9 protein-coding genes are annotated in these 12,944 nt (G+C 36.7%); 8 read left to right on the forward strand and 1 reads right to left on the reverse strand.

All coding sequences use genetic code 11. The features are described from left to right. Positions 1 to 7: 7 nt before the first annotated feature. The 8 genes from BMX53_RS04125 (at position 8) to BMX53_RS04160 (ending at position 12,639) form a co-directional block, all read left to right on the forward strand. The gene (locus tag BMX53_RS04125) at positions 8 to 1,201 is read left to right on the forward strand and encodes a DUF2062 domain-containing protein (RefSeq protein WP_038985563.1); all 1,194 of its coding nucleotides are present in this window, start codon (positions 8 to 10) and stop codon (positions 1,199 to 1,201) included. Next, positions 1,201 to 4,863 (forward strand): 1-acyl-sn-glycerol-3-phosphate acyltransferase, encoded by a 3,663-nt coding sequence (locus BMX53_RS04130; protein ID WP_038985562.1) that lies wholly within the window; start codon positions 1,201 to 1,203, stop codon positions 4,861 to 4,863. Before BMX53_RS04125 ends, BMX53_RS04130 begins: the two co-directional genes overlap by 1 nt. 4 nt (positions 4,864 to 4,867) lie before the next feature. Continuing rightward, a complete protein-coding gene (locus BMX53_RS04135; protein WP_038985559.1) occupies positions 4,868 to 6,406 on the forward strand; it encodes a phytoene desaturase family protein in 1,539 nt (512 codons plus the stop codon). Next, positions 6,390 to 8,045 carry an acyl-CoA--6-aminopenicillanic acid acyl-transferase gene (locus tag BMX53_RS04140; protein ID WP_038985666.1) on the forward strand — a complete coding sequence of 552 codons (1,656 nt, stop codon included), beginning with the start codon at positions 6,390 to 6,392 and terminating at the stop codon, positions 8,043 to 8,045. The genes BMX53_RS04135 and BMX53_RS04140 overlap by 17 nt, the downstream gene beginning before the upstream one ends. Further along, on the forward strand, positions 8,045 to 9,337 hold the full coding sequence (locus tag BMX53_RS04145) for a flexirubin biosynthesis putative acyl-CoA ligase FlxY (RefSeq protein WP_038985557.1): 1,293 nt from the start codon (positions 8,045 to 8,047) through the stop codon (positions 9,335 to 9,337). Before BMX53_RS04140 ends, BMX53_RS04145 begins: the two co-directional genes overlap by 1 nt. Before the next feature lie 92 nt (positions 9,338 to 9,429). Next, positions 9,430 to 10,944 (forward strand): glutamate--tRNA ligase, encoded by a 1,515-nt coding sequence (gene gltX / locus BMX53_RS04150; RefSeq protein WP_038985555.1) that lies wholly within the window; start codon positions 9,430 to 9,432, stop codon positions 10,942 to 10,944. A 119-nt stretch (positions 10,945 to 11,063) separates the two neighbouring features. After that, entirely contained in the window at positions 11,064 to 11,579 is a 516-nt protein-coding gene (locus BMX53_RS04155; RefSeq protein WP_038985553.1) for a hypothetical protein, read from the forward strand. A 73-nt stretch (positions 11,580 to 11,652) separates the two neighbouring features. After that, complete coding sequence (locus tag BMX53_RS04160) at positions 11,653 to 12,639, forward strand: SPFH domain-containing protein (RefSeq protein ID WP_038985551.1); 987 nt, start codon at positions 11,653 to 11,655, stop codon at positions 12,637 to 12,639. A 39-nt stretch (positions 12,640 to 12,678) separates the two neighbouring features. On the opposite strand, the gene BMX53_RS04165 is transcribed toward BMX53_RS04160, so the two are convergent. Further along, positions 12,679 to 12,942 carry a DUF6327 family protein gene (locus BMX53_RS04165; protein ID WP_038985549.1) on the reverse strand — a complete coding sequence of 88 codons (264 nt, stop codon included), beginning with the start codon at positions 12,940 to 12,942 and terminating at the stop codon, positions 12,679 to 12,681. Positions 12,943 to 12,944 lie beyond the last annotated feature (2 nt).

Raw genomic sequence — 12,944 nt, forward strand, 5'->3', positions numbered from 1 at the left:
CAAATAAATGAAAGACAACCTTACCTTACTAAACATACATAATACCATTGACGAATTGGGCATTTGTGTCTTAATTCCTACTTATAATAACCACCGGACCTTAAGACGTGTGATAGACGGAGTACTGTCTTATACAGATAAGGTGATTATCATTAATGACGGTTCTACAGATGCTACCTCAGCGATATTAGAGGAGTATAGCTCTAGTGTACATATCATTAATTTACCTGAGAATAAAGGTAAAGGTAATGCACTAACTGTCGGATTTAGGGAAGCTATACAGTTAGGGTATCAATATGCCATTACCATAGATAGCGACGGGCAGCACTACCCTAGTGATATACCTGTATTCGTCGAAGCTCTAATGCAGAGTGAAGAGAAAAACCTATTACTTATCGGCTCTCGTAATATGGAGCAAGACGGCATACCGAAGAAAAGTAGCTTCGGTAATAAGTTCTCTAACTTTTGGTTTTGGTTTGAGACAGGGATTAAGTTGACAGATACTCAATCTGGATACAGACTATATCCATTAAAGTCTTTAGCAAAGAGATATTTTACTAATAAATTTGAATTTGAGATAGAGGTTATCGTACGTGCAGCGTGGAATGATGTGGCTGTGCAGAATGTACCTATACAGGTATTATACGATGAGTCAGAACGCGTATCTCACTTCAGACCATTTAAGGATTTTACCCGTATTAGTATATTGAATACGGTATTAGTAACCTTGCTGTTATTATATATTATTCCTAGAAACTTCTTTAGACGATTTAAAAAAAAAAGTTTTAAAGATTTCTTGAGAGAGGATATCTTAGGAAGTGATGATTCTAATAAGGTCAAGGCTGTATCTATAGGATTAGGAGTATTCATCGGGATAGCTCCACTGTGGGGGCTACAGTCGTTCTTATCTATATTCTTAGCCATCACATTTAGGTTAAATAAGGTATTAGCCTTTACATTCTCTAATGTCAGTATACCTCCTATGATACCTATTATCGTATTCGCATCATTAAGGACAGGATATTACCTAGTGCCACATGGGACTAAAGATATTATCTTAGATGAGTATACCATAGAGTCGATGTCAGCTCACTTAGTACAGTATCTAGTGGGGAGCATAGTATTAGCGAGTGTGATGAGTGTATTATTTGGTGTCGGGAGTTATATATTATTATCTGTATTTAATAAAAAAGAAAAGTAATGTCTAGTGTATTCTATCATATCTATAAATGGGGAGAGAAGAACAAGGTAATCTTCTTTATTCTGTCAATACTCTTTGTAGTACTGACTGCCTATGGAGCTTTGAACATTAAGTTCGAAGAAGATATCACACGTATATTGCCTAAAAATGAAAAGACGAGTATTACTTCTAAAATACTAGGTCAACTGAGATTTTCGGATAAAGTATCTGTTATCATAGAAAAACAAAAGGATGGAACTACTGATGATATGGTAGAGCTGGCTAATCAGTTCTTAGATTCATTAGCAGTAAAGAATGAATATGTCAAGTCTATACAGGGCAAGGTAGATGATGAGAATATTAATGAAGCAATCAGCTTTGTATATGATCATTTGCCTTTATTCTTAGAAGAGACCGATTATGATAAGATAGCGACTAAGCTTAATAACGATAGCCTGAAGCAAGTAGTAGAGGGCAACTATAAAACGCTTATCTCTCCTACTGGGATGGTAGCTAAGCAGTTTATTCAACGTGATCCGATGGGTATCGGGTTTATGGCATTACAAAAATTACAACAGCTCAATATCGGTGATGATTTTCATCTAGTAGATGGGTATATTATGAATAAGGACGAAGATAAGCTGCTCCTGTTTATAGATCCTGTATATGACGGAACAGAGACGGAGCACAATACAATATTCGTCAATTACTTAAATGGTGTAAAAGAAGACCTAAATAAGACTTATCTAGATAAGGTGAGTGTAGATTACTTCGGTGCCTCGTTCGTAGCTGTAGCTAACGCAAAACAGATCAAGAGCGATATACAAAAGACTGTAGCGATATCAGTGACGGTATTAATGTTGCTATTAATAGCGTTTTACCGCAAGCTGTTTATTCCTATTATTTTATTTATACCTACTGTTTTTGCTGCATTAGTAGCGCTGTTTGTCTTGTATTTTATTAAGGATTCTATATCTGCTATTTCATTGAGTGTAGGTGCTATCCTGATAGGAATTACTATAGACTATGCCTTACACATTATGACGCATTATAAGCACAGTGGTGATATTAAGGAGGTGTATAGAGAGATCACTAGACCTATCATTATGAGCTGTGCTACTACAGCTATAGCATTCTTATGTCTAGTATTCGTACACTCTGAGGCATTAAAGGATTTGGGAATATTTGCTTCTATCACTGTGATGGCTGCAGGGATATTCTCACTACTATTTATTCCTCATCTGTATAAACCATCTGCTAAAGACTTAGTAGGTGAATCTAGTACTGTGTTAGATAAGGTAGCTAAGTATCCTTTTGACAAGAGTAAGTGGTTATTAGGGTTGTGTCTATTAGCGATTGTGGTTAGTTGTTTCGCTTTTAATCACACTATTTTTAATAAAGATCTGTCTTCGATGAACTATTTCCCAGAGGAATTAAAGCAGGCAGAAGAGAAACTAAACAATACCTTAGATAGCAATAGTAAATCACTGTATATTACTTGTTATGGGGAGGATGTAGATGAGGTAGTAGAGGATAACGCTAGACTAGCTCAGCACTTACAATTAGAACAATCAGAGGGAAATATACTACAGTATAGCTCTCTAGGAAATATAGTGTTGTCTAAGAGTCAACAGGAGCAGAAGATAAAGCGCTGGAATGAGTTCTGGGCAAAACAAGATATAACAGCCTTAAAGAGTACACTGATCAGAGAGGGACTTAAGTATGACTTTATGGAGAGTACTTATACAGGGTTCTACAATCTGTTAGCAACTAGCTTTAGTGTAATTCCTATTCAGGAATATGTAAAGCTAAACCCTCAGATTATGGACGAATTCTTTATAGAGAAAGATGGGTTCTACACAATCAATACTCTAGTAAAAGTAAAAGAGAGTGATAGGGCTACATTTGTCAATGCTCTTAAAGGACCTAAAGAGTACTTAGTGATCGATAGAAAGGCTATAAACGAAACGTTCTTAAGCAACTTAGTGAATGACTTCACTAGCTTAGTCAACTATTCTTTTATAGCAGTATTATTGATTCTGTGGTTTTTCTTTAGACGTGCTGAGATGGTGATCGTGAGTATGATACCGATTATGATTACTGGGTTTATCACTACAGGACTGATGGGGCTGTTCCAGATAGAGTTTAATATCTTTAGTTCTATCGTGTGTACATTAGTATTCGGTCAGGGCGTAGACTTTACGATCTTTATGACTAACGCATTACAGAAGGAATATACCACAGGTAAAGACGAAAGTGTGATGTACCGTTCGTCTATTATCTTAGCAGTATTGACTACATTATTAGCTATCGGTACACTGATATTCGCTAAGCATCCTGCACTGCGTTCTATCTCTATGGTATCGCTGATAGGGTTATCTGTATCTGCTATAGTAGCCTTCGTGTTATATCCTAGATTATACAGATTCTGCTTTACGAATAGACAGCGCAAGGGGTTATCTCCTATCACGTTGCGTCTTACACTGTTTAGTGTTGTATCATTTACCTATTTTGGGTTATTTGGTATACTGTATTCGTGTATCGCGAGAGTATTGATGTTGATATTGCCAATGCCAAAAGTGGTGAAGTTAAGATGGTTTGGCAAAGGGATGTCGTTGTATCAGACTTCTGTGTTATACCTTAATCCATTCGTGAAAAAAGGTATAATTAATAAACACAAAGAAGATTTTAAAAAACCTGCTATTATCATAGCTAATCATACTTCATTCTTAGACTCACTGACGATAGGAATGGTTAATTCGAATATCGTATATCTAGTCAATGACTGGGTGTATAAGTCTCCTATATTTGGTAGGGCTGTACAGATGGCGGGCTTTTACCCTGTATCGAATGGTGTAGATAACAGTGTAGCTCACTTAGAAGAACGAGTAAAACAGGGGTTCTCTCTAATGATATTCCCTGAAGGGACACGTTCTATGACTAATGACGTACAACGTTTTCACAAAGGGGCATTCTTCTTAGCAGAGACTTTAAAGTTAGATATATTACCAATGTATATACACGGTAACTCTGAGGTAATACCTAAGGGAGATTATGTAATCTATGGAGGACATATCATCACTACTGTAGGTGAGCGTATCGCTTATGATGATAGTAGCTATGGCAGTAACTATGCGGAGAGAACGAAAAAAATCAGTAGATTCTTTAAAGAGCAGTTTAAGGAGATTAGAACTGAGCTAGAGGATAAGAATTACTTCAGACGCAAGCTGCTTCTAAGTTACTACTATAAAGAGGGGAATATACTGAAGGAGGTCAAAGAAGACTTTAAACAATATGCAGATGATTATTATGAACTTAATAATCACTTGAGTGATAAAGAGAAGATAGTGCATCTAGGAGATGACTATGGACAAATAAATTTCTTAGTAACTTTACAGCAAAGCAAGCGAAAAGTATATGCTTATTTAAGTGATAGTTATAAACGTAGTGTAGCTCAGACTAACTATGTGACTAAGTGTAGATCTGTGGTGTATGTGGAGGATATAGATGCTGTGGATAGTAGTGTAACTACGCTATTAGTGTCTGCTGCTGTAGAGCATAGTGTAGGCGAACATATCAATAAGATAGTAGTACTGAGACGCAAGACGAATGGCTATGAACCTGAACATGGGTTTGACCTAGCTGTAGAGAATGAGTATATCAGTGTATATTTAAGAAAATAAGTGAATGGAGAAGAAGTATGATGTTGTGGTGATAGGAAGTGGTCTTGGGGGATTAGCTTCTGCTGTAATCTTAGCGAAAGAAGGAAAGAAGGTCTGTGTACTGGAGAAGAATACTCAGTATGGAGGTAACCTACAGACGTTCTCTCGTGATAAGTCTGTATTCGATACAGGGGTGCATTATATCGGAGGATTAGATAAAGGAGAGAACTTATACAAGTACTTCTCTTACCTTGAGATTATGGATATGCTTAAGCTACACAGACTGGATAGTGATGGGTATGATATGATTTCTTTTGAAGGAGAAGGAATAGAGTATCCGCATGCTCAAGGGTATGAAAACTTCGTACAGCAACTATTAATACACTTCCCTAATGAAGAAGAAGTACTGCGTAAATACTGTGATAAGATAAACGATATCTGTCATAGATTTCCAATGTATAATCTTGAAGATGGTAAAGGATATGATGACAGTATAGTCAGTATTAAGCTGAGTGATTTTTTAGATGAGATTACTACTGATGAGAAGTTAAAGGCAGTACTTATCGGGTCTAACTTCTTATATGTAGCAGATAAGGAGAGAACTCCTCTGTATGTACACGCATTGACAATTAACTCTTATATACAGAGTGCGTGGAGATGTGTACATGGCGGTAGCCAGATTAGTAGAGCACTGATTAAGGTGCTTAAGAGTTATGGAGGAGAGATATATAAACACAAGGAAGTAGTTGGTTTTACCTTCGATAATCAACAGTTAGCCTCGTGTTATACTTCAGAAGGAGAACATTATTACGGAGAACAGTTCGTCTCTAATATCAATCTAAAACATACTATACGCATGGTGGGTGCAGAGAGTTTCTCTAAGCCATTCGTGAAGCGTATTATGAGTTTAGAGGAAGTACCTTCTGTATTTTCGCTTTATATAGTATTTAAAAAGGATGCTTATCCTTATCAGAATAGCAATATATATCACTATAACAGCCTTGATGATGTATGGGATACGCATAGTAAGTCTGAAGGTAGATGGCCCAATTTATTAGTGGCGTCTATGAACTGTACTACTCCTACGCAGAAGTGGGCTGATAGTATGACTGTGATGACTTATATGGATTATGAAGAGGTGAAGCAGTGGAAAGATACTTATAACGTATCTACGATAAAACATTTAGGCAGTAGAGGAGAAAGTTATGAGATATTTAAAAAAGAAAAAGAAAGGTTACTACTCGCTAAATTAGAGAGTAAGTATCCTGGTATCTGTGACGCTATACAGAGTGTTCACTCATCTACTCCCCTTTCTTATCGAGATTTTATCGGTTCTGAGGGAGGTAATATGTATGGCTTTGTCAAAGATGCTAATAGTCCTATGAAGACTTTTATCTCGCCTCGATCTAAGATAGGTAACTTGTTTTTCTCTGGTCAGAACGTGCGTATGCATGGGGTGATGGGAGTGACTATAGGAGCATTTGTGACTTGTCTGGAGATGGTAGACAAGGAGTCTCTGATGACTAAACTAAACAAATTTAGAGATGATGAGGTGCTGGTATAGATATATTGGGGTTCTAGTAGTATGTGCTGTGATGGCGAGCTGTGGAGTAAAGAAAGGACTAAAGGATGTACCTAACTTGACTGCATGGGATACTACAATACCTCAGGTAAATATACTTAGTGATAGTGTACGCACTACAGATAAGGGCTTTTTAAGCAAGAATAAGCAACAGTTATGGGAATTATATGTAACTGGTGATCCTTATCAAATAGGACTGAATACAGGGGCTCTAACAGAGTCATTGTATCAGAAACAAGAGACTGTATTTTTCTCTAAAGTAGAAGAGTTCGTTCCTTCTGGGTTTAAGCAGAAGATGCTTATTAAACTATTGAAATACTACAATAGAGATTTATATCAGTATATCCCAAATGAGTATAAAGCTGAAATCTATGGTCTGAGTAAGTATGCTACTAATCGATTTGATTTTTTAGGACCTGCTTATCAACGCAGTCTGTATTTACACGGAGCACATGATATTGGGCACGCCTTTCAAGACTTAGCTTTAGTTGGGTGTACTTCGTTGGCAGTATGGGGTGAGAATTCTGCAGATGGAGGATTGCTGATAGGACGAAACTTTGACTTCTATGTGGGGGATGACTTTGCAGAGAATAAGATAATCGCTTTTATACAGCCAGAGAAAGGAAATGCATTTATGTCTGTGACTTGGGGAGGTATGACTGGTGTGGTATCAGGAATGAATGAGAAGGGGCTTACAGTAACGCTAAATGCTGGTAAGTCTTCTATTCCTCTAAAAGCAAAGACACCTATCTCTGTAGTGGCACGCGAAATACTGCAATATGCGGATAATATAGAACAGGCAATTAGTATAGCAAAAACTAAGAAGGTATTCGTGTCTGAGTCTATTATGGTGGGTAGTGCGGCAGATAGAAAAGCGGTACTGATTGAGATAGCACCTAAAAACTTTGGGGTATACGAGGTGGCAAATAGCAGTGCACTTATCTGCTCGAACCACTTTCAAAGCGAGGCATTCCAAAGTGATAAACGCAATCAAAAACAAATAGAAGAGAGTCACTCACAATACAGATGGGATAAAGTCAATGAGTATGTGAATAATGCTGAGGTACTGACTCCTGAGAAGATGGTGGATATACTGAGGGATACGAAAGGGCTGAACGGAAAAGATATCGGATATGGCAATGAGAAGGCTTTAAATCAACTGTTGGCACATCATGGTATTGTCTTTCAACCAGAGAAGAGAATGGTCTGGGTATCGTCTAATCCGTACCAATTAGGAGAGTTCGTAGCCTATGATTTGAATAAGATATTCAAAGAGAAAAACGCAGAGCATCACTTAGGTGTTGACAGCCTTACGATAGCGAAAGACACGTTTATAGATACAAAAGCGTTTATAGATTATGAACGCTATAGAAAGGAAGATCATATCTTTCAGAAAAAGATAAAAGAAAAAGAAGAGGTATCTCAAGAGTATATAGCGATGTACCAAAAGCTCAATCCAGAGTACTGGGTAGTCTATTACAGAGCTGGTCTGTACTATATGCAAATGAAGAAGTATAAGGAAGCTAAAGAACAGTTTAACCTTGCCTTGACTAAGGAGGTGACAACGGTACCTGCGGAGAAAAAGATAAATAAGTATTTAAAGAAAATAAGAAATAAGTAATGGGGTTCTCACGAATAGATTATCAATCGACAGAAGAAATAATGACTTATCAGGAGCAAAGACTACAAGAAGTCTTGGCTTATGTAGATGAGCATTCTCCTTTTTACAAAACGTTATTCGCTGAAAGAGGAATTGATGTTAGTACGATTAGAACAATTGAGGATTTGAAAAGTCTTCCATTGACAACTAAAGATGATTTACAAAGGCAGAATGATGCATTCTTTTGTGTCCCTAAAACATCAATCATTGACTATGCTACTACTTCTGGAACGCTTGGTGATCCTGTTACTTTTGGGTTGACTGATAGTGATTTGGATCGATTAGCGGAGAACGAGTATCAATCGTTTAAGTGTGCTGGTGTACAAGAGGGTGATGTGGTACAACTGATGACTACTATCGATAGAAGGTTTATGGCAGGATTAGCTTATTTCTTAGGACTGAGAAAGCTTGGTGCTGGGGTAATTCGTGTAGGTGCTGGAATTCCACAACTACAATGGGACTCTATCTTACAGTATCAACCAAAGTATCTGATAGCTGTACCTTCATTCTTACTAAAGTTAATCGACTATGCTGAGAAGAATGGTATAGATTATAATAACTGTAGTGTGAAAGGGGTAATCTGTATCGGTGAGGCATTGCGTCAAGCAGATTTGACTCCGTCTATCTTAGCAGATCGAATTACAGAGAAATGGGATATAAAGCTATTCTCTACTTATGCTTCTACAGAGATGGGAGCTGCCTTTACAGAATGTGAGTACCACCAAGGGGGGCATGTAAACCCAGAGTTGATTATCACTGAGGTATTGGATGAAGAGAATAATGTAGTGGCTGATGGAGAATTAGGAGAGCTTACAGTGACTACTTTAGGTGTGGAGGCATTGCCATTGATACGCTTTAAAACTGGTGATATGGTACGCAAACATACTTCTACCTGTAGCTGTGGTAGACATACTTATAGATTAGGACCTGTAGAGGGGCGTAAACGCCATATGATAAAGTATAAAGGGACAACGCTGTATCCGCCTGCTATTGTAGATCTATTGAATTCGTTTCCACAGATTAAGATGCACTTAATCGAAGTGAGTACAAATGAAATCGGTACGGATGAGATAGTAATCAGAATAGTGACGGAGGATGATAGTCAAGAGTTCTCTAAGAATATCAAAGATACTTTTAGAGCAAAGTTACGAGTGGCTCCTAAGGTGGTGATAGAAAGCGTTGAGGTATTACAACCTATTGTGTTTAATCCGATGAGTCGCAAACCAATTACATTTATAGATAAGAGAGTGTAGTCTCCTACTAAGGGGAAACAATGAAAATATTATATTAAAATACAGTAGATAAATACGCTGAGTATTTATCTTTGTAAAAAATTTTAAACAAAATGGCTAAGCAAGTTCGTGTGCGTTTTGCACCAAGTCCAACAGGACCATTACACATTGGTGGCGTAAGAACCGCGTTATTCAATTATTTATTCGCTAAAAAGCACAATGGAGTATTTTATATCAGAATTGAGGATACTGACCAAAATCGCTTTGTACCAGGAGCAGAAGCTTATATTTTAGAAGCTCTTGAATGGTTAGGGATTTCACCTGATGAAACTATTGGTAAGAATGAGAAATTCGGACCTTATAGACAGAGTGAACGCAAGGAGTTATACAAACAATATGCTGATCAATTAATCGAGAACGGTTGGGCATATTACGCATTTGATACTGCTGAAGAATTAGATAAATTGAGAAGCGAGGCTGAAGCTGAAGGAAAGACATTTATCTACAATCATACAAATAGAGAGCAATTAAGCACTTCTCTTCATTTAAGTAAAGAAGAGGTAGCTGATAAGATTGCTAATGGTGATGCTTATGTAATACGCTTTAAAACTCCTGTGGGAGAGACATTGCACTTAAAAGATATCATCAGAGGAGATATTAAGTTCGAAACAAGTTTATTAGACGATAAAGTATTGTACAAAAGTGATGGTATGCCAACATATCACTTAGCTAATATCGTGGACGACCATTTAATGGAAACGTCTCATGTAATTAGAGGTGAAGAGTGGTTGCCTTCTCTTCCATTACACGAATTGCTTTATAAAGCATTCGGATGGGAAGCTCCTGAGTTCGCTCACTTACCTTTAATCTTAAAGCCAGTTGGTAACGGTAAGTTATCTAAGCGTGATGGAGATAAATTAGGGTTCCCTGTGTTCCCATTAGATTGGCAAGATCCTACATCTGGAGAGAAATCTTCTGGATACAGAGAGAGAGGATTCTACCCTGAGACAGTAGTGAACTTCCTTGCTTTATTAGGATGGAATGACGGTACTGATCAAGAGATTTTCTCTTTAGAAGAGTTAGTTGAGAAGTTTGATTTAACTCGTGTACACAAAGCAGGAGCTAAGTTTGACCCTGAGAAGAACAAGTGGTTTAACCAACATTATTTAAAACTACAAAGTGATGCTGACTTAGCTAAAGCGTACCAAGTAATCTTGAAAGAGAAAGGTATTAATGCTGCTGATGCTTATGTAGAGAAAGTAGTGGGATTAATTAAAGAGAGAGCTACATTCGTGGCAGACTTCTATGAATTAAGTGATTTCTTCTTCGTGAAACCAACAGAGTATGATGCTAAGGCATTAAAGAACTGGAAAGAGGATACATCTGATATTATGAAGCAAGTATCTGAGGTGATTAAGGGTATCGAGCTATTCGAAGCTAAAAACATCGAGGAAATTGTAAAAGGATGGATTAATGAACAAGGTATCGGAATGGGGAAAGTAATGCAACCATTGCGTTTAAGCCTTGTAGGTGCAGTAAAAGGTCCAGACTTATTCGATATCATCGAGATGATTGGTAAGGATGAAACAGTAGAAAGATTAGCTATCGCAGTAGAGGCTAATAAATAATATAAACAGAAGCCCTGAGTATTACTCAGGGCTTTTTTATTGGGTAGCTTCTTTAGTAGAATACTACCTCTGTTTTGAATAAATTGATTAATTTTATTACTCAATTAAAACCTAATTCTATGAAAAAGTTAAGTTGTATCGTATTAATCCTATTTACTGGTTTGTTCTTTACGGGATGTTCAAGTGATGATAATGGTAGTTCTAAGGCCGAACAAGAATGGATAAAGTTCGTGCAGAAACACTTAATAGGTGAATGGACACCATACCAGATAGATGTCAAACCTATCATTGGTGAGGCTGTATTTAGTTCTCCTTATCCACATACACCTAGCTGTAATAAAGACTTATTAGTGCTTAAGAATGACTTTACAGGAAACTTTAATCACTATGTACAAGGATGTCAGATGGGAGCAACTAATTTTAAATGGAATCACAGATTAGGAGAACTTAGTTTTAAACTAGAGAATGGTACTGATATACCAATGATCTTATTAAAGAAATCTGAGAAAGTATTAGTACTTGCTGTACCAGCTAAAGCAGTTAAGCAATATTTGATTCCTCTTTTTCCTCAGATTGAGTATATAGAAGAGAGTCAATTGAATTTGCTTTTTGCTAATATTACACTTGTAAAATAAGAAGTTCGTACAGAATTTTTAAATACGCGAAATTATATTTATTTTTAACAGAATAAATCATAAAAATTGCACTATGACACCAATGTATATTATAGTAGGGGTATTAATTGTATTACTTCTATTAGGTTTTTTTACAGTAAAGCAGCAGTCTGCTGTTATTATTGAGCGTTTCGGTAAGTTTAACAGTATTAGACATTCTGGACTGCAAATAAAGATTCCTCTTGTAGATAGAAAAGCAGGAGTGGTAAATCTTCGTATCCAACAATTAGATGTTTTAATCGAAACGAAAACGAAGGACAACGTTTTCGTTAAATTAAAAGTGTCTATTCAATTTAAAGTTATCCAAGACAGAGTTGAAGATGCTTTCTATAAATTAGAATATCCGCATGATCAGATTACATCGTATGTATTTGATGTGGTGCGTGCTGAAGTTCCTAAATTAATCTTAGATGATGTATTCGAAAGAAAAGACAATATTGCTGTAGCTGTAAAGCGTGAATTGAACGAAGCGATGACTACTTATGGATACGATATTATCAATACATTGATTACAGATATTGATCCAGATATTCAAGTGAAGAATGCAATGAACCGTATTAATGCGGCGGATAGAGAGAAAGTAGCTGCTGAGTACGAAGCAGAAGCAAGTAGAATACGTATTGTGGCGAAAGCAAAAGCTGAGGCTGAGTCTAAACGTTTACAAGGACAAGGTATTGCAGATCAACGTAGAGAGATTGCTCAGGGGTTAGTAGAGAGTGTTGATGTACTAAATAAAGTAGGTATCAATTCACAAGAAGCGTCTGCTCTAATTGTAGTTACTCAACATTATGATACATTACAGTCAGTAGGTGCTGATAGTAGATCTAACTTGATTTTACTACCTAATGCTCCGTCTGCAGCAAGTGATATGTTGACAAATATGGTTGCTTCATTCGCAGCGAGTAGTAAGATAAAGGAGATGAGTGCTTCAGAAGTTATTTCTAAGCGTTCTGATGATGTTTCTTCTAGAAATTATAATGATAGTCATCAAGGGTACGATAGCGCCTTAGAAGATGAATAAATAGCATAAAAAAAGCTCCAGTATTACTGGAGCTTTTTTTTATAGATTATCAGTATTTCTTTTTCTTACTTTCTTAAAAAAGTATTTCATTACTGCTGATATTAGAAAGGCCTGAACATTGTTAGAACCTTTTACAAATGAGGTAACTGATCCGAAGGTATTTCTAACGAGATTATTTGGTGTTAGTTCGGATTTAATACTGTCTAAAGATTGAGTAATCTTATAGTAGTGTATGTCTCTCTGAACTTTTAGAATCTCTAAATCAGCATTAATCTCTTCAATAGAGGAATAAGACTTCTTCATCA

The organism is Myroides marinus (assembly GCF_900109075.1).
In the GTDB taxonomy this organism is placed as follows: Bacteria; Bacteroidota; Bacteroidia; order Flavobacteriales; family Flavobacteriaceae; genus Flavobacterium; species Flavobacterium marinum_A.